Origin of the sequence: Pseudomonas sp. NPDC088890 (genome assembly GCF_044900155.1) — a bacterium.
GTDB classification, from domain to species: domain Bacteria; phylum Pseudomonadota; class Gammaproteobacteria; order Pseudomonadales; family Pseudomonadaceae; genus Aquipseudomonas; species Aquipseudomonas urmiensis.
This window is the reverse complement of sequence record NZ_JBJDNG010000003.1, coordinates 33,662-57,571: the sequence shown is the minus strand read 5'-3', so window position 1 is coordinate 57,571 and position 23,910 is coordinate 33,662. Positions and strand designations below refer to the sequence as shown.

The 23,910-nt window shown below is 61.8% G+C and carries 22 protein-coding genes; 7 read left to right on the top strand and 15 right to left on the bottom strand.

From position 1 onward, the window contains the following. Position 1: 1 nt before the first annotated feature. The 13 genes from lpxA to rpsB form a co-directional block, all read right to left on the bottom strand. Positions 2–778: an acyl-ACP--UDP-N-acetylglucosamine O-acyltransferase gene (lpxA, locus tag ACI2JX_RS07955; RefSeq protein ID WP_368971486.1), complete on the bottom strand. Its 777-nt coding sequence runs from the start codon at positions 776–778 to the stop codon at positions 2–4. After that, positions 775–1,215 (bottom strand): 3-hydroxyacyl-ACP dehydratase FabZ, encoded by a 441-nt coding sequence (fabZ, locus tag ACI2JX_RS07950; RefSeq protein WP_011535269.1) that lies wholly within the window; start codon positions 1,213–1,215, stop codon positions 775–777. Before fabZ ends, lpxA begins: the two co-directional genes overlap by 4 nt. A 113-nt stretch (positions 1,216–1,328) precedes the next feature. Next, positions 1,329–2,384 carry a UDP-3-O-(3-hydroxymyristoyl)glucosamine N-acyltransferase gene (lpxD, locus tag ACI2JX_RS07945; RefSeq protein WP_186555428.1) on the bottom strand — a complete coding sequence of 352 codons (1,056 nt, stop codon included), beginning with the start codon at positions 2,382–2,384 and terminating at the stop codon, positions 1,329–1,331. Position 2,385: 1 nt separating this feature from the next. Continuing rightward, entirely contained in the window at positions 2,386–2,889 is a 504-nt protein-coding gene (locus ACI2JX_RS07940; protein ID WP_186555429.1) for an OmpH family outer membrane protein, read from the bottom strand. Between the two features lie 44 nt (positions 2,890–2,933). Further along, the gene (gene bamA / locus ACI2JX_RS07935) at positions 2,934–5,294 is read right to left on the bottom strand and encodes an outer membrane protein assembly factor BamA (RefSeq protein WP_264236101.1); all 2,361 of its coding nucleotides are present in this window, start codon (positions 5,292–5,294) and stop codon (positions 2,934–2,936) included. 71 nt (positions 5,295–5,365) lie between these two features. After that, complete coding sequence (rseP, locus tag ACI2JX_RS07930) at positions 5,366–6,718, bottom strand: RIP metalloprotease RseP (protein ID WP_264236100.1); 1,353 nt, start codon at positions 6,716–6,718, stop codon at positions 5,366–5,368. 46 nt (positions 6,719–6,764) lie between these two features. Next, positions 6,765–7,955 carry a 1-deoxy-D-xylulose-5-phosphate reductoisomerase gene (gene ispC, locus ACI2JX_RS07925; RefSeq protein WP_404689839.1) on the bottom strand — a complete coding sequence of 397 codons (1,191 nt, stop codon included), beginning with the start codon at positions 7,953–7,955 and terminating at the stop codon, positions 6,765–6,767. After that, positions 7,952–8,767: a phosphatidate cytidylyltransferase gene (locus ACI2JX_RS07920; RefSeq protein ID WP_404689838.1), complete on the bottom strand. Its 816-nt coding sequence runs from the start codon at positions 8,765–8,767 to the stop codon at positions 7,952–7,954. Before ACI2JX_RS07920 ends, ispC begins: the two co-directional genes overlap by 4 nt. Continuing rightward, on the bottom strand, positions 8,767–9,522 hold the full coding sequence (gene uppS / locus ACI2JX_RS07915; RefSeq protein ID WP_404689837.1) for a polyprenyl diphosphate synthase: 756 nt from the start codon (positions 9,520–9,522) through the stop codon (positions 8,767–8,769). Before uppS ends, ACI2JX_RS07920 begins: the two co-directional genes overlap by 1 nt. A 16-nt stretch (positions 9,523–9,538) precedes the next feature. Beyond that, positions 9,539–10,096, bottom strand: a complete 558-nt coding sequence (gene frr, locus ACI2JX_RS07910; RefSeq protein WP_186555435.1) for a ribosome recycling factor — start codon at positions 10,094–10,096, stop codon at positions 9,539–9,541. Then, the gene (pyrH, locus tag ACI2JX_RS07905; protein ID WP_084854362.1) at positions 10,093–10,836 is read right to left on the bottom strand and encodes a UMP kinase; all 744 of its coding nucleotides are present in this window, start codon (positions 10,834–10,836) and stop codon (positions 10,093–10,095) included. Before pyrH ends, frr begins: the two co-directional genes overlap by 4 nt. 181 nt (positions 10,837–11,017) lie before the next feature. Next, positions 11,018–11,881 carry a translation elongation factor Ts gene (gene tsf / locus ACI2JX_RS07900; RefSeq protein ID WP_264236097.1) on the bottom strand — a complete coding sequence of 288 codons (864 nt, stop codon included), beginning with the start codon at positions 11,879–11,881 and terminating at the stop codon, positions 11,018–11,020. Between the two features lie 186 nt (positions 11,882–12,067). Then, a complete protein-coding gene (gene rpsB, locus ACI2JX_RS07895) occupies positions 12,068–12,805 on the bottom strand; it encodes a 30S ribosomal protein S2 (protein WP_186555437.1) in 738 nt (245 codons plus the stop codon). A gap of 346 nt (positions 12,806–13,151) precedes the next feature. Between rpsB and map the strand changes: the two genes are divergently transcribed. From map to dapC, 3 genes are read left to right on the top strand one after another with little or no spacing between them, the layout of a single operon-like run. After that, positions 13,152–13,934: a type I methionyl aminopeptidase gene (map, locus tag ACI2JX_RS07890; protein WP_186555438.1), complete on the top strand. Its 783-nt coding sequence runs from the start codon at positions 13,152–13,154 to the stop codon at positions 13,932–13,934. Between the two features lie 21 nt (positions 13,935–13,955). After that, a complete protein-coding gene (locus ACI2JX_RS07885; protein WP_404689836.1) occupies positions 13,956–16,658 on the top strand; it encodes a [protein-PII] uridylyltransferase in 2,703 nt (900 codons plus the stop codon). A gap of 22 nt (positions 16,659–16,680) precedes the next feature. After that, positions 16,681–17,877: a succinyldiaminopimelate transaminase gene (gene dapC, locus ACI2JX_RS07880; RefSeq protein WP_404689835.1), complete on the top strand. Its 1,197-nt coding sequence runs from the start codon at positions 16,681–16,683 to the stop codon at positions 17,875–17,877. A gap of 61 nt (positions 17,878–17,938) precedes the next feature. Here dapC and ACI2JX_RS07875 read toward each other — a convergent pair whose 3' ends face one another. Beyond that, entirely contained in the window at positions 17,939–19,585 is a 1,647-nt protein-coding gene (locus ACI2JX_RS07875; protein WP_404689834.1) for a Na+/H+ antiporter, read from the bottom strand. A 277-nt stretch (positions 19,586–19,862) separates the two neighbouring features. Here ACI2JX_RS07875 and ACI2JX_RS07870 point away from each other — a divergent pair, with 277 nt between their 5' ends. The 4 genes from ACI2JX_RS07870 to ACI2JX_RS07855 all read left to right on the top strand — a co-directional run bounded on the left by ACI2JX_RS07870 (position 19,863) and on the right by ACI2JX_RS07855 (position 22,977). After that, positions 19,863–20,210 (top strand): ArsC family reductase, encoded by a 348-nt coding sequence (locus tag ACI2JX_RS07870; RefSeq protein ID WP_186555442.1) that lies wholly within the window; start codon positions 19,863–19,865, stop codon positions 20,208–20,210. A gap of 40 nt (positions 20,211–20,250) precedes the next feature. After that, positions 20,251–21,285, top strand: a complete 1,035-nt coding sequence (gene dapD / locus ACI2JX_RS07865) for a 2,3,4,5-tetrahydropyridine-2,6-dicarboxylate N-succinyltransferase (RefSeq protein WP_264236092.1) — start codon at positions 20,251–20,253, stop codon at positions 21,283–21,285. 79 nt (positions 21,286–21,364) lie between these two features. Beyond that, on the top strand, positions 21,365–22,570 hold the full coding sequence (locus tag ACI2JX_RS07860) for a cysteine desulfurase (RefSeq protein WP_186555444.1): 1,206 nt from the start codon (positions 21,365–21,367) through the stop codon (positions 22,568–22,570). Then, entirely contained in the window at positions 22,567–22,977 is a 411-nt protein-coding gene (locus ACI2JX_RS07855; RefSeq protein ID WP_264236091.1) for a SufE family protein, read from the top strand. The genes ACI2JX_RS07860 and ACI2JX_RS07855 overlap by 4 nt, the downstream gene beginning before the upstream one ends. Positions 22,978–23,044: 67 nt before the next feature. On the opposite strand, the gene ACI2JX_RS07850 is transcribed toward ACI2JX_RS07855, so the two are convergent. Then, entirely contained in the window at positions 23,045–23,827 is a 783-nt protein-coding gene (locus ACI2JX_RS07850) for a class I SAM-dependent methyltransferase (RefSeq protein ID WP_264236090.1), read from the bottom strand. Positions 23,828–23,910 lie beyond the last annotated feature (83 nt).

Genomic DNA, 23,910 nt, shown 5'->3' with positions numbered 1-23,910 from the left:
GTCAGCGAGTGATGCCGCGAGCGGAATTCACGATCGACTCACGGAACAGCGCAACCTCAGGGTGTTGGCTGGCGAGCTCTTCGAGCTCTTTGAGCGCGTCTTCAACCGTCAGGCCTTGGCGATAGACAGTCTTGTAGGCGCGTCGCAACGCATGGATCACTTCATCGCTGAAGCCACGACGGCGCATACCCTCGAAGTTCATGCTGCGCGCTTCGGCAGGGCTGCCGAACACGGTGACGAAGGCTGGTACGTCTTTGCCGATCGCGGTGCCCATGCCAGAAAACGCATGCGCGCCGATATGGCAGTACTGATGCACCAGGGTGTAACCGGACAGGATCGCCCAGTCGCCAACGTGCACATGGCCCGCCAGTGCAGTGTTATTGACCAGGATGCAATGATTGCCGATCACGCTGTCGTGGCCGATGTGGGCATAAGCCATGATCAGGTTGTGATCGCCCAGGGTGGTTTCCGCGCGGTCCTGGATGGTGCCACGGTGGATGGTCACGCCTTCGCGAATGACATTGTGGTCGCCAATCACCAGGCGCGTGGCCTCACCCTTGTACTTGAGGTCAGGGGTGTCTTCACCAATCGAGGAAAACTGGTAGATGCGGTTGTGCTTGCCGATCCGGGTCGGCCCTTTGAGCACAACGTGCGGGCCGATGACGGTGCCCTCCCCGACTTCGACATCGGGCCCTACGATCGACCAAGGGCCCACCTCGACGCCTTCGGCCAGCTTGGCCGAAGGATCGATGATCGCCCGCGGATCAATCGAATTCATAGGGAACGTTCCGCGCAGGTAATTTCAGCCGAGCAGACTGGCTTGCCATCGACCAGGGCGCGGCACTCGAACTTCCAGATCATGCTCTTGCGGCTGAGGAACTTGGCTTCCAGCACCAGTTGATCGCCCGGCAGTACCGGCTGACGGAAACGCAGCTTGTCGGAGCCGACGAAATAGTAGAGCGTGCCATCGGCAGGCTTGGCGTCAAGCATCTTGAATCCGAGAATCCCGGCCGCCTGGGCCATCGCCTCGATGATCAGCACGCCCGGCATGATTGGATGCGCGGGGAAATGGCCATTGAAGAACGGCTCATTGATGCTGACATTCTTGTAGGCACGAATGCTCTGGGCCTCGAAGTCCAGCTCCGTCACACGGTCCACCAACAGGAACGGGTAACGGTGAGGCAGGTATTCGCGAATCTCGTTGATGTCCATCATTTCGGGGGGAAGCCTGTAATAAGAATAGGGAGCGCAGGTGCTGACCACACGCTCCTTTTGCAATCCAAAGAGGAGCCAGCTAGCGACGGTTCACTCTTGCTCAGGAAATGGTATCAGCCTTCTGATGTCGGCTGGCCACCTGAGGTCACGGTATCGACACGTTTTTCCAGTTGCTGGAGACGCTTGGCCATCTCGTCCAGCTGACGAATGCGCGCCGCGCTTTTGCGCCAATCGCCCAAGGTCTGCATGGCCGTACCCGAAGAATAGCCACCCGGCTCGGTGATCGAACGGGTAACCATGGTCATGCCGGAGACGAATACGTTGTCGCACACATCGATATGACCGACCATGCCAACGCCGCCGGCGATGGTGCAATGCTTGCCGATGCGGGTGCTACCAGAAATGCCGACACAGGCCGCCATCGCGGTGTGGTCGCCAATCTGCACGTTGTGGGCGATCTGGATCTGGTTATCCAGCTTGACCCCGTCACCAATGCGCGTGTCCGACAGCGCGCCGCGGTCGACCGCAGTGTTCACACCGATCTCGACGTCGTCGCCAATGGTCACGCCGCCGATCTGGGCGATCTTGCGCCAAACGCCCTTCTCGTTGGCAAAACCGAAGCCTTCACCGCCGATCACGGCGCCGGACTGAATGGTCACGCGCTGGCCGATGGTCACGTCGTGATACAACGTGACCCGCGGCGCCAACCAGCCACCTTCGCCAATCACGCAGCGAGCACCGATGAAGCAGTGCGCGCCGACGGTTACGTTGGCCGCAATCTGCGCACCGCTCTCGATCACCGCGAACGGTCCGATGCTGGCGCTGGCGTCCACCTGGGCATCTTCGGCAACCACGGCGCTGGGATGAATACCCGCCACAGCCTTGGGCTTGGGATCGAACAGATGGGAGATGCGTGCATAGGCAAGGTAAGGATCAGCAACGATCAGCGCATTGCCTGCGTAACCTTCGGCATCCGCAGCCTTGAGCAGTACCGCCGCAGCCTGAGCGTTATCCAGGTACTTGCGGTACTGCGGATTGGCCAGGAAGCTCAACTGCCCGGGACCGGCCTCCTGCAAGGTGGCCAAGCCGGTGATTTGCAGCGACTCGGGCCCCTTGAGGGTGGCGCCGAGCGCCTCGGCCAGTTGGCCGAGCGTCATGGTCAGGGTCATATCAACGGGCTTGGTTCATGCGCTCGATGACTTGGCGAGTGATGTCGTACTGCGGTTTGACATCGATCACTGCGCCGCGCTCGAGCACCAGGTCAAAGCCACCCTTCTTGATCACTTCTTCCACAGCGCCGTCCAGCTTAGGCTTGAGCTGCTTGAGCATGTCACGGTCGGCAACGGCCTTGGCTTCGTTGAGTTCCTTGGACTGGAACTGGAAGTCACGGGCTTTTTGCTTGAATTCGAGCTCCAGGCGCTCACGCTCTTGCTGCTGCATCTTATCGCCGCCCTTGATCAGACGGTCCTGGATGCCCTTGGCGCTGCTTTCCAGGCTCTTGAGCTTGGTCAGCTGTGGGCCGAACTTCTTCTCCGCATCCACTGCGTACTTTTTCGCAGCGTCCGACTCGAGCAGTGCCATCTGGTAGTTCAGCACGGCAACTTTCATTTCGGCGAAAGCCGGGGTGGCGACCAGCGCCGCGGCCATAACGGCCATTTGAGTCAACTTACGCACGATGCACTCCTGAATAAACCGTTGTCGTTAAGCGAGGGCCGACCTTAGAAGGTCTGGCCCAGAGAGAATTGGAACACCTGGGTATCGGCTTCGTCCGGCTTCTTGATCGGCATCGCCAGGCTGAAGCTCAGCGGGCCCAAGGCTGTAATCCAGGTCACGCCCAGGCCGACCGAGCTGGCCAGGCCAGACAGGCCGACTTTCTCGCAATCAGGCTTGGAGCCGCAATTGGTGTCGAACACGTTACCCACATCCCAGAACACGGAAGTACGCAGCGAGCGCTGGTCCTTGACGAACGGCAGCGGGAACAGCAACTCGACACCACCTTGAACCAGCACGTTACCACCGAATGGCAGCGGATCCTGATCCGGGTCGGCGACAGTGCCTTGGTTGCCGGTAACACCCGCACCACGGCTTGGCGTACTACGTGGACCCAAGCTGCTGTCCTTGAAGCCACGCACCGAGTTGAAACCACCCGCGTAGTAGTTCTCGTAGAACGGCAGGCCGGAAGTGCCGCCGAAGCCGTCGCCGTAACCCAACTCAGTGTGCAGACGCAGGGTGTAGTCGTTGTTGATTGGCTTGAACAGCTGGCCGCGGTAGTCGAGCTTGTAGAACGACAGGTCGCTGCCCGGCACTGTGGTTTCCAGGGTCAGGCTTTGCGAATGACCACGGGTTGCCAGCACGCCTTTGTTCAGGGTCGACTCGGACCAACCGACCGACGCCTTGAAGTTGAGGAAGTTATCGCCTTCCTTCTCGACGAAGTCGAAGATCTCGTCAACGGTGTAACGGCCAGTCTTGAGTTTGTCCTGCTGTACGGTCAGGCCGTAGGTCAGACGCGACGTTTCGCTGATCGGGTAACCGATGCTGACACCGGCGCCCAGGCTGTCTACCGCGTAGCTGGCTACGTCGACGTCGAGGTCGTCGTAGTCGGTGCTGCGGTAGAAGGCGTTGTAACCCAGGCTGACGCCATCGGCAGTCCAGTAGGGGTCAACGAAGCCGAAGTTGTAGCGGGTCTGGTATTCGCTTCGGGTCAGGCCGATCGACACCTTGTTACCGGTACCCAGGAAGTTGGTCTGGCTGATCGAGCCACCGAGGATCAGGCCCGCGCTCTGGGCGAAACCGACGCTGGCGGTGATCGAGCCGGAAGCCTGCTCTTCAACGCTGTAGTTGACGTCGACCTGGTCGTCGGTGCCTGGCACTGGCGGGGTCTCGACGTTGACTTCCTTGAAGAAGCCCAGGCGCTCCAGACGGGTCTTGGACTGGTCGATCAGGTAGGTTGACGCCCAGCCGCCTTCCATCTGGCGCATTTCGCGACGCAGCACTTCGTCTTCGGTCTTGGTGTTCCCGCGGTAGTTGATGCGGTTGACGTAGGCACGCTTACCCGGGTCGACCACGAACATGATGTCGACGGTGTGGTCTTCATCGTTCGGTTGCGGCACGCCGTTGACGTTGGCGAAGGTATAGCCTTCGTTACCCAGGCGACGGGTGATCAGGTCGGACGTGGTGGTCATCACCTTGCGCGAGAACACCTGGCCAGGCTGCACCAGCAGCAGCGACTTGACCTGGTCTTCCGGCACCTTGAGGTCGCCGGACAGCTTCACGTCACGAACGGTGTACTTCTCACCTTCGTTGATGTTGACGGTGATGTACACGTGCTTCTTGTCCGGGGTAATCGATACCTGGGTCGAAGCGATGTCCATGTTGATGTAGCCGCGGTCCAGGTAGTAGGAACGCAGGCGCTCCAGATCACCGGAGAGTTTTTCGCGGGCATACTTGTCGTCGTTCTTGAAGAACGACAGCCAGTTGGTGGTCTTGAGCTCGAACAGTTGACCAAGCTCTTCATCATCGAAAACGGTGTTGCCCACCACGTTGATGTGCTGGATGGCAGCGACCGTGCCTTCGTTGATCTTGATCTTCAGGCCAACGCGGTTGCGCGGCTGCGGCACCACCTCGGCGTCGACTTCAGCCGAGTAGCGCCCCTGGGCCACGTACTGACGCTGCAGCTCGTTACGCACACCTTCAAGGGTGGCGCGCTGGAAGATTTCGCCTTCGGCCAGGCCCGACTGCTTCAGACCTTTCATCAGGTCTTCGGTGCTGATCGCCTTGTTGCCTTCGATCTCGATGCTCGACACCGACGGGCGCTCGACCACGTTGATGATCAGGACATTGCCGTCGCGGCTCAGCTGGATGTCCTGGAAGAAGCCGGTCTTGAACAGCGAACGGGTGGAGTCCACCAGGCGACGGTCGTCGACCTGATCGCCCACGTTCAGGGGCAAGGCGCCGAACACGCTGCCGGCGGAAACCCGCTGCAGGCCGTTGACACGAATATCGGAGATGGTGAAGGACTCGGCGTGAACTTCAGCGATCATCAGTGCGGAGAGGACCGCAGTTAGCAGCAGACGTTTCATGAAGTCCTTTTATTCCAACTGGCAATAAACAACCTGCCGCGAAAGGGCGGCAGGTTCGCAATGCGAAGCTTTTATAGTCGACCCAGATCGTTGATCAGGGCGAGCAACATCACCCCTATGACCAAACTGATACCGATCTGGACCCCCCAACCTTGCACCCGATCCGACAGCGGACGACCGCGCGCCAACTCGATCAGGTAGAACAGCAAATGCCCCCCATCCAGTACTGGAATGGGCAGCAGGTTAAGAACCCCCAGGCTTATGCTCAGGTAGGCCAGGAAATTCAGGAAATCCCCAACGCCCGACTGGGCTGAAGCGCCCGCCACTTTAGCAATGGTTATCGGTCCGCTCAAGTTTTTTACCGAGAGCTCCCCGAACAGCATTTTCTTCAGCGATTCAAGGGTCAGTATGCTCATGTTCCAGGTACGCGAGAGGCCCTCGCCCACCGCTTCGAGCGGCCCATAGCTGACTTCGCGGAGCATCTTGGCGGGCCATTCGCCACCTTTGACGCCAGCCCCGAGGTAGCCACCGGAGGCTTGACCTTCGCCTTTACGGGCCAAGGTCACCGGGATATCCAGCACCGCGCCGTCACGCTCGACGCGCAATTGCACCTTGGCCTCGGGACGAGCACGGACACTGTCGACCACTTGTTGCCAGTCGTTCAGGGCAGCGCCATCCAGGCTCAGCAGCTTGTCACCGGTCTTGAGCCCGGCAGCCGCAGCCGGCCCCTTCGGATCGATCTCGGCCAGCACCGGGCTGATTACTGGACGCCAGGGGCGCAAGCCCAGCGACTGGATCGGGTCAGGCTCATCCGCGCCTTTGAGCCATTGATCGAGCTTGATCTCGTGCTGACGCTCGGCTGTGGCGCCTTCATCGAGAACGCCAACACGCAGAACACCGCTTTCGCCAAGACGCCGTACCAACTGCAGATTGACCGCTGACCAACCATTGGTCGCCTTACCGTCAACCGAAACGATTTCTTGACCTGCGACCAAGCCAGCAGAAGCGGCCAGGCTCGCCGGCTCAACGGCACCAATCACCGGGCGCACCTGCTGAGTGCCGAGCATGGCCAGGGCCCAGAAGAACACGATGGCCAGGAGGAAGTTGGCTATAGGCCCGGCAGCAACGATGGCGATACGCTGCCCTACCGGCTTGCGATTGAACGATTGATCGACCAGCGCAGGCGGCACGTCGCCCTCGCGCTCGTCGAGCATCTTGACGTAGCCACCCAGCGGAATCGCCGCGACGACGAACTCGGTGCCATGGCGGTCGTGCCAGCGCAGCAGCGGCGTGCCGAAGCCGACCGAGAAACGCAGCACCTTGACCCCACAACGGCGGGCCACCCAGAAGTGGCCGAACTCATGGAAAGTGACAAGTACACCCAGCGCCACCAGGGTGCCGATAATCATGTAGAGCGCAGTCATATCCATCTCCGAATGACGTTCAGCACAACTCTGGAGCCACTACGCATCAGCGAGCGTGACGCCGCAACCATTCACGGGACAGCTCCCGGGCACGCTGGTCGGCAGCAAACACCGCATCCAGCGAGGGCAATGACACCACCGACTCCTGGTCGAGCACCTGTTCGATCATACCCGCGATCTCCGGGAAGCGGATACGCCGCTGGAGAAATGCCTCGACCGCCACTTCATTGGCCGCATTGAGTACCGCCGGGGCGCTATTACCCGCCTCGGCCGCCTGGCGCGCCAGGCGCAGGCAAGGGAAGCGCTGCTCGTCGGGGGCCTGGAAGTCCAGGCGAGCTACCGCGAACAGATCCAGCGGGGCAACCCCGGAGTCGATCCTTTGCGGCCAGGCCAGGGCGTTGGCGATGGGGGTGCGCATGTCCGGGTTACCCAACTGGGCCAGCACCGAGCCATCGACATAATCCACCAGCGAGTGGATCACGCTCTGGGGATGCACCACCACTTCCACCTGCGCCGGCGCCGCATCGAACAGCCAGCAGGCTTCGATCAGCTCCAGGCCTTTATTCATCATGCTCGCCGAATCGACGGAAATCTTGCGCCCCATCGACCAGTTGGGGTGCGCGCACGCTTGTTCTGGAGTGACATCCTCAAGCTCGGCTGCCGACGTTTCGCGGAACGGCCCACCAGAGGCAGTCAGCAGGATGCGGCGCACCCCCACAGCACTCAAGCCCTGGGCATAATTGCCCGGCAGGCACTGGAAGATGGCGTTGTGCTCGCTGTCGATGGGCAGCAGTACCGCGCCACTGCGCCGCACGGCGTCCATGAACAGCGCGCCGGACATCACCAGGGCTTCTTTATTGGCCAGCAAGACCTTCTTGCCCGCCTCGACTGCCGCCAGGGTTGGCCGCAGGCCGGCAGCGCCGACAATCGCCGCCATCACCGCATCCACGTCGCTGGCAGCGGCCACTTGGCAAAGCCCCGCCTCGCCTTCCAGTACTTCGGTGACGCTACCCGCGGCACTCAGACCAGCACGCAAACGGCTAGCGGCCTCGGCGCTCGGCACCACGGCGTAGACCGGACGATGACGCAGGCACAGGGCCAGCAACTCATCCACCTGCGAGTAACCGCTCAGGGCGAACACCTGGTAACGCTCAGGATGACGGGCGATCACATCCAGCGTGCTAAGGCCGATCGAGCCGGTGGCACCCAGCACCGTAATGCGTTGCACTCGGCTCACATGACACCCCATTCAGCAGCCCAGAGCAGCACGGCGAACATCGGAATCGCGGCGGTCAGGCTGTCGATGCGATCGAGCACGCCGCCATGCCCAGGCAGCAGATTGCTGCTGTCCTTGATCCCTTCGCGGCGCTTGAACATGCTTTCGGTGAGGTCGCCGACCACCGAGGCCATGACTACCACCACGGCGCCCAGCAAGCCCAGCAGCAGCTGGCCGATGCTCCACTCGCGCACCAGACCGACACCCAGCGCAATCAGCAGGCTGACGGTGAGGCCACCATAGACGCCCTCCCAGCTCTTGCCTGGACTGACGTGCGGGGCCAGCTTGCGCTTGCCAAAGGCACGACCGGAGAAATACGCGCCGATATCGGCGGCCCAGACCAGCACCATGACCGACAGGATCAGGCCGTTTCCCAGCGGCCAATGCTTGAGCAGCACCAACCCCTGCCAAGCCGGCAGCAACACCAGCAGACCAATCAACAGACGGCAAGCGGCGCTGCTCCACAGCTCGCTGCTACGCGGATACGTCAGTACCAGCCAGGTGGCCAACCCCCACCAGATCACCGAAGCGCCGAGCACCCAGGGCGCCAGGTCCGGCATCAGGTACAGCAGCATCAGCGCCCCGGCAACCACCGCGGCGTAGGCAATGCGCAGCGGCTGGGCCATCAGCCCAGCCAAGCGTGCCCATTCCCAGGCGCCAAGCGTTACTACGAAGCCGATGAAGAGGGCGAAATCCCCGCCATTGAGCAGGAAGAAGCCACCCAGCGCGATCGGCAGCAGGATCAGCGCGGTAATGATGCGTTGTTTAAGCATTAAGCACGAGCTCCAGCCTCGACCTGCTCGCTGGTCTTACCAAAGCGGCGCTGGCGCGAAGCGAAATCGGCCAGGGCGGTACGCATGGCCTCGTGTTTGAAGTCCGGCCAGAACAGGTCGGAGAAATACAGCTCGGCATAGGCCAGCTGCCACAGCAGGAAATTGCTGATGCGGTGCTCGCCACCGGTCCGGATACACAAGTCAGGCAACGGCAGATCGCCCGTCGACAGGCAGGTCTGCAACAAGCCAGGGGTGATGTCGTCCGGGCGCAGATGACCGGCCTGGACCTCACGGGCCAACCGCTGGGCGGCCTGGGCGATGTCCCACTGACCACCGTAGTTGGCGGCGACCTGGAGAATGAAGCGATTACCCCCCGCAGTCGCAGCCTCGGCCTCGCGCATGGCTGCTTGCAGCTCCGGATGGAAGCGCGAGCGATCACCAATGATGCGCAGGCTGATGTTGTTCTCGTTGAGGCGCCGAGCTTCGCGGCGCAAGGCCGTGAAGAACAGCTCCATCAACGCGCCGACTTCTTCCGCCGGACGCTGCCAGTTTTCACTGGAGAAGGCGAACAGGGTCAGCACCTCGACCCCAGCCTCGGCACAGACCTCAATCACCGCACGCACGGCATCGACGCCTGCTTTGTGACCGGCAACGCCGGGCAGCAGACGCTTCTTCGCCCAGCGATTGTTGCCGTCCATGATGATCGCAACGTGGCGCGGCACCGAGGACGGTGCCGCTTGCTTGGTCTTATCCATGAAGAAAACCCTGGCCTCAGACGGCCATCAGGTCCTTCTCCTTGGCTTTCACGGCGACTTCGATCTCGGCCACGAACTTGTCGGTCAGCTTCTGGATGTCATCAGCGGCGCGACGCTCTTCGTCTTCGCTGATTTCCTTTTCCTTGACCAGGTCCTTGAGCTGGCTCAGGGCGTCACGACGGATGTTACGCACAGCGATACGACCGTCTTCTGCCGCATCACGCGCCTGCTTGGTGAAGCCCTTACGGGTTTCTTCGGTCAGCGGCGGCATGTTGATCAGCAGCAGTTCACCAAGGTTGGTCGGGTTCAGGTTCAGACCTGCACTGGCAATCGCCTTGTCGACCGCGCCGAGCATGTTGCGCTCGAAAGCGACGACCTGCAGGGTGCGCGAATCCTTGACGGTGATGTTGGCCACTTGCTTGATAGGGGTGTCGGCGCCGTAGTAAGGCACCATCACACCCTCCAGAATGCTCGGGTGGGCGACACCGGTGCGGATACGGCTGAACGCGTGCTGGAGCGACTCCAGCGACTTGGTCATGCGTTCCTGAGCATCTTTCTTGATTTCGTTGATCATGCTTGGCCTTCCTCGATCAAAGTACCTTCAGCGCCACCCACCACGATGTTCAGCAGGGCACCAGGTTTGTTCATGTTGAATACCCGCAATGGCATCTTGTGGTCGCGGCACAGGCAGATTGCGGTCAGGTCCATCACGCCAAGCTTGCGATCCAAGACCTCATCATAGGTGAGGTGATCGAACTTCTCGGCATGCGGATCCTTGAATGGATCGGCAGTGTACACACCGTCGACCTTGGTCGCCTTCAGCACCACATCAGCATCGATTTCGATGGCACGCAGGCAGGCTGCGGAGTCGGTGGTGAAGAACGGGTTGCCGGTACCGGCGGAGAAAATTACCACATCCCCGGAGTTGAGGTGGCGAATAGCTTTGCGACGATCGTAATGATCGGTGACGCCAACCATGGAAATGGCCGACATGACCAGGGCCGGGATGTTCGAACGCTCGAGGGCGTCGCGCATGGCCAGGGCGTTCATCACGGTGGCAAGCATGCCCATGTGGTCGCCAGTAACGCGATCCATGCCGGCTGCGCTAAGCGCTGCGCCGCGGAACAGGTTGCCGCCACCGATGACCAGGCCTACCTGGACACCGATACCGACCAACTGGCCCACTTCCAGGGCCATACGATCCAATACTTTCGGGTCGATCCCGAACTCTTCCGAGCCCATCAGGGCCTCGCCGCTAAGTTTGAGCAAAATGCGTTTATAGCGAGGTTGGCGACCACTCACCTGCTGAGCCATTGCGAGTCTCTCCTGCGGCGTCTTTAAGAAAATTCTGCGCGGGCTGGATACAGCCTGCTAACTGTAGCGTGGCGCTGCTTCAGCGCCAGCGGAGCCAGGTCGGATAAACCCGGCACCGGTTTGACAAAGAGGCTGCGCGCGTGAGCGGGCAGCCTCTTTGGGGCGACAGACGGAGTCTGTCTTACTGCTTGGCAGCAGCCAGCTGAGCGGCAACTTCTTCAGCGAAGTTGTCAACTGGCTTCTCGATGCCTTCGCCGACTTTGAAGTAGGTGAAGGAAACGATTTCAGCACCGGCTTTCTTGGCCAGTTCGCCGACCTTGATCTCCGGGTTCATGACGAAGGCTTGCTCTTTCAGCGAGGCTTCGGCTTTGAACTTGGTGATACGACCGTTGATCATGTTCTCAACGATGTTCTCAGGCTTGCCAGCGATTTTGTCGGCGTTCAGCTGCAGGAAGACAGCCTTCTCGCGCTCGATGGCTTCGGCGGAGATTTCCGACGAATCCAGGAACTCTGGGTTCGACGCAGCAACGTGCATAGCGATTTCTTTGGCCAGCTGGACGTCGCCGCCCTTCAGGACCACAGCCACACCGATCTTGTTGCCGTGCAGGTAGGTACCGACCACGTCGCCTTCGACGCGCACCAGGCGGCGAATGTTGACGTTCTCGCCGCACTTGGCAACCAGGGCTTCGCGAGCGGCTTCACGGGAAGCGATCAGCGGAGCTGCGTCGGTCAGCTTCTCGGCGAAGGCTTGCTCAACGCTTTCAGCGACGAAGTTCTTGAAGTCGTCTTGCAGGGCCAGGAAGTCGGTCTGCGAGTTGACTTCCAGCAGAACGGCTACCTTGTCGTCGGCCTTGATGGCGATAGCGCCTTCAGCGGCAACGTTGCCAGCCTTCTTGGCGGCCTTGATGGCGCCCGAGGCACGCATATCGTCAATGGCTTTCTCGATGTCGCCGCCAGCCTTTTCCAAGGCCTTTTTGCAATCCATCATGCCTTCGCCGGTACGCTCGCGCAGTTCTTTTACCAGCGCTGCAGTAATTGCTGCCATTTCAAAATCCTCTTGGAAAGTTTTTCAACCATTCCACCCGCTCGTCACGGGCGTTCAATTCTGTAAATCCACTGTCTTCTCGCCTGCGAAAAACATGATGCGGCGCTAATGCTGACAGGAGGATTTCAGGTGGCAAAAAGGGGGCCAAGCCCCCTTTTCGCGTGCTAAGTAGACGCCAGGCGTCAATTACTCAGCAGCTGGTGCCGCCGCTTCTTCAGCGTAGACTTCGGTGCCGCCAGCAACGTTGTTGCGGCCGCGGATGACAGCGTCAGCCATCGAAGTCATGTACAGCTCGATGGCGCGGATGGCGTCGTCGTTGCCTGGGATGATGTAATCAACACCTTCCGGGCTGCTGTTGGTATCGACAACGCCGATAACCGGGATGCCCAGCTTGTTAGCTTCGGTGATCGCGATGCGCTCGTGATCAACGTCGATAACGAACAGAGCGTCAGGCAGACCGCCCATATCCTTGATACCACCCAGGCTGCGGTCCAGCTTCTCCAGATCGCGCGAACGCATCAGAGCTTCTTTCTTGGTCAGCTTGGTGAAGGTACCATCTTCGGCCTGGGTTTCCAGGTCACGCAGACGCTTGATCGAAGCGCGGATGGTTTTGTAGTTGGTCAGCATGCCGCCCAACCAGCGGTGATCAACGTATGGCGAACCGCAACGAGCTGCTTGCTCGGCGACCAGTTTGCCGGCGGAACGCTTGGTGCCGACGAACAGGATCTTGTTCTTGCCCTGGGCCAGGCGCTCTACGAACGACAGAGCGTCGTTGAACATTGGCAGGGTTTTTTCCAGGTTGATGATGTGGATCTTGTTACGCGCGCCGAAAATGTATTTACCCATTTTCGGGTTCCAGTAACGGGTCTGGTGACCGAAGTGCACACCGGCCTTCAGCATATCGCGCATGTTGACTTGGGACATGATAGTTCCTTGATAAGTCGGGTTGGGCCTCCACGTATCCCAATGACCAACCCGCGAAGCCGAAGCGTTCGGGGCACCCAGGCCATCGTGTCGACACGTGTGTGGGTTTAAGCTTGCCGGGACCTCCCGGAAAGCGGCGCATTTTATACCACAGACCGCGCACGAACGGAACCCGAATACTGCCTCGTCCGTCAGCGGCTTTTGCAGCCAGCGGCCAATCGCGCCAAAATGCCTCCAATAGACCGCAGCAACAGCGTCTTTATCCCGACAGATCGACGCCCTGCTCTGCTAGAATCCGGCCTTTCCCGTTTGTTCGCGCCCCATGTGGCGCCGTAGAGAGCCTGTAATGACCGTTACCATCAAGACCGCAGAAGACATCGAGAAGATGCGCATCGCCGGCCGCCTGGCCGCTGAAGTGCTGGAAATGATCGAAGAGCACGTCAAGCCCGGTGTCACCACCGAAGAGCTCGACCGCCTGTGCCATGACTATATCGTCAACGTCCAACAGGCCATCCCGGCGCCGCTCAACTACAAGGGCTACCCCAAGTCGATCTGCACCTCGATCAACCACGTGGTCTGCCATGGCATTCCCAATGACAAGCCCTTGAAGAACGGCGACACGCTGAACATCGACGTCACCGTGATCAAGGACGGCTACCACGGCGACACCAGCCGCATGTTCCATGTCGGCACGGTCCCGGTATGGGCCGAGCGCCTGTCGCAAGTCACCCAGGAATGCATGTACAAGGCCATCGAGCTGGTCAAGCCAGGCTGCCGCCTGGGTGACATCGGCGAAGTGATCCAGAAACACGCCGAGAAGAACGGTTTCTCGGTGGTGCGCGAGTTCTGCGGCCACGGCATCGGCAAGGTGTTCCATGAAGAGCCGCAGATCCTGCACTACGGCCGCGCGGGTACCGGCATGGAGCTCAAGGAAGGCATGACCTTCACCATCGAGCCGATGATCAACCAGGGCAAGGCTGACACCAAGGTGCTGGGCGATGGCTGGACCGCCATCACCAAGGACCGCAAGCTCTCGGCGCAGTGGGAACACACCCTGGTGGTGACGGCTACCGGTTACGAAATCTTCACCCTGCGCAAAGACGACACCATCCCCCGTACGTCGGCCTAATACCTTCAGGAAAGCGACTCGATGCCCCAGGTGGATCCCGAGCTGTTCGACCGCGGCCAGTTCCAGGCGGAACTGGCGCTCAAGGCAAGCCCCATCGCTGCCTTCAAGAAAGCCATCCGCCTGGCCCGCGAGGTGCTCGACAAGCGCTTTCGCGAAGGCCGCGAGATCCGCCGGCTGATCGAGGACCGCGCCTGGTTCGTCGACAACATCCTGCAGCAGGCCTGGAACCAGTTCCAATGGCAGGACCCTAGCGGCATCGCCCTGATCGCCGTGGGCGGTTACGGACGCGGCGAACTGCACCCGTTCTCCGACATCGACCTGCTGATCCTGCTCGATGGCGCCGAACACGAGCAGTACCGCGAAGCCATCGAAGGTTTTCTGACCCTGCTCTGGGACATCGGCCTGGAAGTCGGCCAGAGCGTACGCAGCGTCGAGGAATGCGCCGAGCAGGCCCGCGCCGACCTGACGGTGATCACCAACCTGATGGAAAGCCGCACCATTGCCGGCCCCGAGCCCCTGCGCCAGCGCATGCTCGAGGTGACCAGCACCGCCACCATGTGGCCGAGCAAGGAGTTTTTCCTGGCCAAGCGCGCCGAGCTCAAGGCCCGCCACCACAAGTACAACGACACCGAGTACAACCTGGAGCCCAACGTCAAAGGCTCACCCGGCGGCCTGCGCGACATCCAGACCGTGCTCTGGGTCGCCCGTCGCCAGTACGGCACACTCAACCTGCACGCCCTGGCTGGCGAAGGTTTCCTGCTGGAGAGCGAAAACGAACTGCTCGCCTCCTCCCAGGCCTTCCTCTGGCGGGTGCGCTACGCCCTGCACATGCTTGCCGGACGCGCCGAAGACCGCCTGCTGTTCGACCACCAGCGCAGCATCGCCGCGTTGCTTGGTTTCAGCGATGACAACCCCAAGCGCGCCATCGAGCAGTTCATGCAGCAGTACTACCGGGTGGTGATGAGCATCAGCCAGCTGTGCGACCTGATCATCCAGCACTTCGAGGAAGTCATCCTCGCTGACGACGACAGTGGCACCACCCAACCGCTCAACGCTCGCTTTCGCCTGCACGATGGTTATATAGAAGCGGTCAGCCCCAACGTGTTCAAACGCACGCCGTTCGCCATGCTGGAGATCTTCGTGCTGATGGCCCAGCACCCGGAGATCAAGGGTGTGCGCGCCGACACCGTGCGTCTGTTGCGCGAGCATCGCCATCTGATCGATGACAACTTCCGCAACGATATCCGCAATACCAGCTTGTTCATCGAGCTGTTCAAGTGCGAGATCGGCATCCACCGCAACCTGCGCCGGATGAACCGCTACGGCATTCTCGGCCGCTACTTGCCGGAGTTCGGCCTGATCGTCGGGCAGATGCAGCATGACCTGTTCCACATCTATACGGTCGATGCGCACACCCTCAACCTGATCAAGCACCTGCGCAAGCTGCAGTACACCCCGGTTTCGGAGAAATTCCCGCTGGCCAGCAAGCTCATGGGCCGCCTGCCCAAACCCGAGCTGATCTACCTGGCCGGGCTCTACCATGACATCGGCAAGGGTCGCCAGGGCGATCATTCCGAACTCGGCGCGGTCGACGCCCAGGCCTTTGGCGAGCGCCACCAGCTGCCAACCTGGGATACCCGGCTGATCGTCTGGCTGGTACAGAACCACCTGGTGATGTCCACCACTGCCCAGCGCAAGGACCTGTCCGACCCGCAAGTGATCAACGACTTTGCCCTGCACGTGGGCGACGAGACGCGCCTGGACTACCTGTATGTGCTGACCGTGGCCGACATCAACGCCACCAACCCCAGTCTGTGGAACTCCTGGCGCGCCAGCCTGCTGCGCCAGCTCTATACCGAGACCAAGCGCGCACTGCGTCGGGGCCTGGAGAACCCGCTGGACCGCGAAGAGCAGATCCGCCAGACACAGAGCGCCGCGCTCGACATCCTGATCCGCGAAGGCACCGATCCGGACGACGTCGAGCAACTGTGGTCGCAACTGGGCGATGATTACTTCCTCAAGCACACCGCCGCCGACGTGGCCTGGCACAGCGATGCGATTCTGCAGCAGCCGGCCGATGGCGGCCCATTGGTGCTGATCAAGGAAACCACCCAGCGTGAATTCGAGGGTGGCACGCAGATCTTCATCTATGCCCCCGACCAGCACGACTTCTTCGCCGTGACCGTGGCGGCGATGTCCCAGCTCAACCTGAACATCCATGATGCGCGGATCATCACCTCGAGCAGCCAGTTCACCCTCGACACCTACATTGTCCTGGACAACGATGGCGGCTCGATCGGCGATAACCCCCAGCGGGTCAAGCAGATCCGCGAGGGCCTGACCGAGGCCCTGCGCAACCCCGAGGACTACCCGACCATCATCCAGCGCCGGGTGCCGCGCCAGCTCAAGCACTTCACCTTTGCCCCGCAGGTGACCATTCACAACGATGCCCAGCGTCCGGTGACCATCCTCGAGATCATCGCCCCTGATCGCCCAGGCCTGCTGGCGCGGATCGGGCGGATCTTCCTGGAGTTCGACCTGTCGCTGCAGAACGCCAAGATCGCCACCCTCGGCGAGCGCGTGGAAGACGTGTTTTTCATTACCGACGCCGACAACCAGCCGCTGTCCGATCCACAGCTATGCAGCCGCCTGCAGGAAGCGATCATTCAGCAGTTGCAAAAAGGCCAGGCCAGCGATGCCAGCCCTACCCGCGTGACCTTCTAACGATTGACGAGACCTTGCGCCGATGAACCATGCCTTGACCCAGCTTCAGCCCTACCCGTTCGAGAAACTCCGCGCCCTGCTGGGCAGCGTGCAGCCGGCGGCGGACAAACGTGCCATCGCCCTGTCGATCGGCGAGCCGAAGCACGAATCGCCGGCGTTCGTCGCCAAGGCCCTGGCCGACAACCTCGACAAGCTGGCGGTGTACCCCAGCACCCTCGGCCTGCCGGCGCTGCGCCAGGCGATTGGCCAGTGGTGCGAACAGCGCTTCGGCGTGCCAACCGGCTGGCTGGATGCCGACCGCCATATCCTGCCGGTCAACGGCACCCGGGAGGCGCTGTTCGCCTTCACCCAGGCAGTGGTCAACCGCGCCGATGACGGCCTGGTGATCAGCCCCAATCCGTTCTACCAGATCTACGAAGGCGCAGCCCTGCTTGCCGGTGCCACCCCGCACTACCTGCCGTGCCTGGAAGACAACGGCTTCAATCCGGACTTCGACGCAGTGCCGGCAGAGGTGTGGCAGCGCTGCCAGATCCTGTTCCTGTGCTCCCCAGGCAACCCCACTGGCGCCCTGGTGCCGATGGACACCCTGAAAAAGCTGATCGCCCTGGCCGATGAGCACGACTTCGTGATTGCCGCCGACGAGTGCTACAGCGAGCTGTACTTCGACGAAGACGCGCCACCACCAGGCCTGCTGAGCGCCTGCGCCGAGCTTGGTCGTAGCGATTTCAAACGCTGCGTGGTGTTCCACAGCCTGTCCAAGCGCTCCAACCTGCCAGGCCTGCGCTCGGGCTTCGTCGCCGGTGACGCCGAGATCATCAAGCCATTCCTGCTGTACCGCACCTACCACGGCTGCGCCATGCCAGTGCAAACCCAGCTGGCCAGCGTCGCCGCCTGGCAGGATGAAGCCCACGTACGCGCCAACCGCGACCAATACCGGGCCAAGTACGATGCGGTGCTGGATATCCTTCAACCGGTAATGGATGTTCAGCGTCCGGACGGCAGCTTCTACCTGTGGGCCAAGGTGCCGGGCTGCGATGCAGAATTCACCCGCGACCTGTTCCAAGCACAGCACGTGACCGTGGTGCCGGGCTCCTACCTGTCGCGAGAGGTGGATGGGGTCAACCCAGGAGCAGGCCGGGTGCGCATGGCGCTGGTTGCGCCGTTGGCTGAGTGCATCGAGGCGGCTGAACGGATTCGGGACTTCCTGAGCAACCGCTGATTCCAGCAGCGAGCAAGCTGGCAAATTGACGATCAGGGGCCGCTTTGCGGCCCCCTTCGTCTTATTTGACCTGCCCCAAGTTCGCCTCACTCATATCCAGCTCACCCAGCACCTGGCGCACCACCTCATCGCCTACCAGATGCTGACGGTGCAGGTTGTACAATTCCAGACGCTGCGCCCGCAGTGCTTTCACCCGCAGGCGACGCTCCAGCAGGTCCATCTGCTCAGCCAGGGTGCGCGCTTCGGCAGTGTCGTTGTAACTGTCCAGCTCATCCCGATACTCAGCCATCAAACGTGCCTTGAGCTCGGTAGCCAAAGTCGCCTGCGCGGCGTCCTGCGGCGCATTGGCGTCGATCACCTCCTCTGCTTCCAAGGCATGAATGGCTGCCTCGGCCGTGCGCCGCCAGGCTTCTTGTACTTCTTGCTGCAAACGCTCGTCCGGGCTTTTGGTCACACCGCGCAACAGGATCGGCAACGCAATACAGGCGCCGATCAACGACAGCAGGATTACCCCCGCCGCGATGAAGATGAGCAGGTCTCGCTCAGGAAACGCCTGGCCTGCCCCCATCAGCAGCGGTACCGACATCACGCCCGCCAAGGTCACCGCGCCGCGCACGCCACCGAGCGTCAGCAGCCAACACGAACGGGCGGTGGGCATCAGTACCAGCTCGGGCTTGCCGCGCCAGCGGCGCACCACGCCAATCGCCCGCCAGATGCTCTGTACCCAGATGAAGCGCAACAGGATCAGCGCGGCGAAAATCGCCAGTACGTCCAGGCAGCGATAGGCCAGGGTCGGCCAGATGGTCGCCTCATGACTGACCACAGCCTTGATGATGTCCGGCAACTGCAGGCCCAGCAGCAGGAAGATCAGCCCATTGAAGGCGAACTCCAGCAGCGACCAGACGCTACGGTTGAGCAGACGTGTGCTGGTCTGGCGTGGCAGCAGATCGAGCCAGCTTTGCATCATCCCCGCCGCCACCGCCGAAAGAATGCCCGAAACACCGAGGCGCTCGGCCAGTACATAGGCAGCGAAAGGCAGCAAAAGCATGAACACCACGTGGGTGGCAGGGTCATCCCAGCCACGGGCGATCATCCAGGCACGCAGGCGACCGATCAGCCAGCTCAGCGCAACCCCCACCGCCAGGCCTCCCAGCGCCACCAGCACGAATGTGAAACTGGCCTCGGCCAACGAGAAGGCACCGGTAATCGCCGCCACCAGGGCGAACTTGAAGGTCACCAGGCCCGTGGCATCGTTCATCAGCGCCTCACCCTGAAGCATGTGCATCAACGGCGTAGGCAAACGGTCCTGGGTAATCGCCGAGACTGCCACGGCATCGGTAGGCGACAACACGGCAGCCAAGGCGAAGGCCACTGGTAGCGGGATGCTCGGCAGCAACCAGTGGATGAAGTAGCCGGCCCCGACCACCGTGAACAACACCAACCCCACCGCTAACGCAACCACCGGGCCACGTATACGCCACAGCTCACGCTTGGGGATGCGCCAGCCATCGGCGAACAGCAACGGCGGCAAGAACAGGAACAGGAACAACTCCGGCTCCAGCGCCACATGCAGGCCCAGGCTCGGCCAGGCCAGCAGTGCCCCGGCCGCGATCTGCACCAGCGGCAGAGGTAGCGGGATCATCCGCCCCACCAGTTTTGACACGCTTACCAGCGTCAGCAGGATGAGGACGGTATAGGCTGACTGCATCAGCAAGCTTCCTGTGTAATTCGAAAAACCCTGGCGGGGCAAAACATCGCCATTGAAACAATATGTTAGCGGCGTGCAGCAATAATGCACCGCTGCACCATAGTCGCAGGCGAGCGGAGAATATGTAACACAATGCTACCCGACATCAGGTGACACGCTTCGCCCTTGCGCGCTCGGCAGCCAGCCGTGGCGCCAGGCTCGTCGATGTCGCATAATCGCCCTCACCTTTTCTTCACGGAGTATCGGGACGCCTACCCCAAGGCGCCCCAGGCATTCAATGGCTTACACTCTCTACGGCATCAAAGCCTGCGACACCATGAAAAAAGCCCGTACCTGGCTCGAAGAAAAAGCCATCGGCTATCAATTTCACGACTACAAGACTCAAGGCATCGACCGCGACAGCCTGAATCGCTGGTGCGACGAGCACGGCTGGGAAGTCATCCTCAACCGTGCCGGCACCACCTTCCGCAAGCTCGACGATGCCAGCAAAGCCAACCTCGATCAGGCCAAGGCCGTCGAATTGATGCTGGCCCAGCCGTCGATGATCAAGCGCCCGGTGCTTGACCTCGGCGAGCGTACCCTGGTCGGCTTCAAGCCTGACCTGTACGCCGCAGCGCTGGCCTGAGTCCGCTCCGCTTCCACCCTATTTCGCAAGAGGTAATCGCATGTCCACTACTCTGTTCAGCCTGGCCTTCGGTGTCGGCACCCAGAACCGCCAGGGCACCTGGCTGGAAGTCTTCTACGCGCAACCACTGATCAACCCGAGTGCCGAGCTGGTCGCTGCGGTCGCGCCGATTCTCGGCTATGAAGGCGGCAACCAAGCCATCGCCTTCAGCAACGCCCAGGCTGGCCAGCTGGCCGATGCGCTCAAGGCCGTCGATGCCACCCAATACGCCCTGCTGACCCGCCTGGCTGAAAGCCACAAGCCGCTGGTCGCGACCTTGCTGGCCGAAGACAGCGCGCTGACTTCGACCCCAGAGGCCTATCTCAAGCTGCACCTGCTCTCGCACCGCCTGGTCAAGCCGCACGGCCTGAGCCTGGCTGGCGTGTTCCCGCTGCTGCCAAACGTTGCCTGGACCAACCAGGGCGCCGTCGACTTGGCCGAGCTTGCCGAACTGCAACTCGAAGCACGCCTGAAGGGCGAGCTGCTGGAAGTGTTCTCGGTCGACAAGTTCCCGAAAATGACCGACTACGTGGTCCCGGCCGGCGTACGTATCGCCGATACCGCCCGCGTGCGCCTGGGCGCCTACATCGGCGAAGGCACCACCATCATGCACGAAGGCTTCGTCAACTTTAACGCCGGCACCGAAGGCCCAGGCATGATCGAAGGCCGCGTGTCCGCTGGCGTATTCGTCGGCAAGGGCTCGGACCTGGGCGGCGGTTGCTCGACCATGGGCACCCTCTCCGGTGGTGGCAACATCGTGATCAAGGTCGGCGAAGGCTGCCTGATCGGCGCCAACGCGGGTATCGGCATTCCGCTGGGCGATCGCAACACCGTTGAAGCTGGCCTGTACATCACTGCTGGCACCAAGGTGAACCTGCTCGACGAGAACAACCAACTGGTCAAAGTGGTCAAGGCCCGCGAGCTGGCCGGCCAGACTGACCTGCTGTTCCGACGCAACTCGCTGAACGGCGCAGTGGAGTGCAAGACCCACAAGTCGGCCATCGAGCTGAACGAGGCGCTGCACGCGCACAACTGAGAACCTCGCGGGGTTTGAAGTGATAAGATCGGGTCTGGCGTTAGCGCCAGGCCCGTTTTTATTTCCAGGTCCCTCGATCATGTTTCAGCCCTCCCCGTGGCGTGCCGACTTTCCCGCCATCGCCGCTCTAGAACGCCAGCACCAGACCTATCTGGACAGCGCCGCCACCACGCAAAAGCCCCAGGCCCTGCTCGATGCCCTGAGCCATTACTACGGCCATGGCGCGGCCAACGTTCATCGTGCCCAGCACCTGCCCGGTGCGCTGGCCACCCAAGCCTTCGAGACCAGCCGCGACAAGGTCGCCGCCTGGCTCAATGCCGCCGATTCGCGGCAGATCATCTTCACCCATGGCGCCACTTCCGCGCTGAACCTGCTGGCCTATGGCCTGGAACATGGCTTCAACGAAGGCGACGAGATCGCCATCAGTGCCCTGGAGCACCACGCCAACCTGCTGCCGTGGCAGCAATTGGCGCGGCGGCGCAATTTGCGCCTGGTCATCCTGCCGCTGGATGAGCAGGGGCACATCGACCTCAATCAGGCGCTGCAACTGATTGGCCCGCGCACCCGCCTGCTGGCAGTCAGTCAACTGTCCAACGTGCTCGGCACCTGGCAAGCACTGCCCGCCCTGCTCGCCCACGCCCGCGCCCAAGGCGCATTGACCGTGGTCGACGGCGCGCAAGGCGTGGTGCATGGCCGCCACGATGTGCAGCAGCTCGAATGCGACTTCTACGTGTTCTCCAGCCACAAACTGTACGGACCTGAAGGCGTAGGCGTCCTGTATGGGCGCCCGCAGGCCTTGGAACAGCTGCTTCATTGGCAGTTTGGCGGCGAGATGGTGCAACTGGCCGACTATCACGGCGCCAGTTTTCGCCCTGCGCCGCTGGGCTTCGAGGCGGGAACGCCGCCCATTGCCGGGGTCATTGGCCTGGGTGCGACCCTCGACTACCTGGCCAGCCTCGACCCACACGCCGTCCAGGCCCATGAAACCAGCCTGCATCAGCACTTGCTGCGCGGCCTGGCCGATCGTGACGGCGTGCGTATCCTCGGCATGCCGCAAAGCGCCCTGGTGAGCTTCGTCGTCGACGGTGTGCACAACGCCGATATCGCTCACCTGCTGACCGAGCAGGGCATTGCCGTACGCGCCGGGCATCATTGCGCGATGCCGCTGCTCAAGGGGCTGGGGCTGGAAGGGGCAATTCGGGTATCGCTGGGCCTGTACAACGACAGTGACGACTTGCAGCGCTTCTTCGACGCGCTGGATCAGGGCCTGGAGTTGTTACGATGAGCCTGTCGAGCGAGGCCAGCCAAGCGCTGCAGGCATTCCAGCAGGCTCGGGGGTGGGAACAACGAGCGCGCCTGCTGATGCAATGGGGCGACCGACTGGCGCCGCTCAACGAGCGCGAAAAGACCGAGGACAACCGTGTCCATGGCTGTGAGAGCCTGGTGTGGCTGGTCGCCAACCAGCAAGGCGGACAATGGCAATTCAAGGCCGCTAGCGATGCACGCTTGCTGAGGGGGCTGCTGGCCTTGCTGTTGGTCCGGGTCCAGGGGCTCGATAGCGCCGAGCTGTCGCAGCTTGAGCTGGGAGCGTGGTTCACCGAGCTTGGCCTTGAGCGCCAACTGTCGCCCTCGCGCAGCAACGGCCTGCATGCAGTACTGCAACGCATGGCTCAGTTGGCATCCGCCGCCTGAACGTGGCTGGGAAACCGCCGCTAAGGGCTGCAAAGCAGCCCCGGTGCCGGAATCTGCAAACGCTGCGCTAAGCCTTCAAGGCCTTCTTCGGATAGATGTCATAGCGACTCGATTTGCCCTCAAGACTATGACTGGGCTTGGGCCCGTCGATAATCGGCGCCTTACGCGGCCGCTTGACCACGACCCGGTGCGAAGCCAACGCCAAGGCTGCCTCGAGCAACGCCGGCGCATCCAGGTCGTCACCGACCAACGGCCGGAACACGCGCATTTCCTTCTTCACCAAGGCACTCTTGTCGCGGTGCGGGAACATCGGATCCAGGTAGATCACCTGTGGCGCCTCGCCCTGCCAGGTGCGCATGCGCTCGATGGCGTTGCCCACCAGCAAACGCATCCGCTCAACGATTGGCCCGACCTCGACATCCCCACGGCCGCGCGCCAGGCCATCTTCGAGTAACGCGGCAATCAGCGGCTGGCGCTCGATCAAGGTCATCTGGCAGCCAAGGCTGGCTAGCACGAAAGCATCTTTCCCCAGCCCGGCAGTTGCATCCAGCACCTGCGGCCGCACGCCCTGAGCGATACCGACCGCCTTGGCGATCATCTGCCCATTGCCACCCCCGAACAAGCGCCGATGCGCCGCCTGGCCCTCGACGAAGTCGACGCGCACCGGACCCGGTGCCTGCGGCCCCAACTGCTGGATCTGCAAGCCGTCCACACCTACCTGCACGGCAAACTCCGCCGCCTCGTCAGCCAATGGCAACCCCAGCCGCTCAGCCCATACGGCCGCCTGCGCCTGGTACTCGGGCGCCAGCGCCTCGACCCTGATGCCTGTGCCCTGCTCTTGCTCTACCATCCGATCCCGCATCCAAAATAATTAATGAAACGCCGGCCACGGCCGATACACGCAGTATCCGCTATTCTGCCAGAGCACAACAC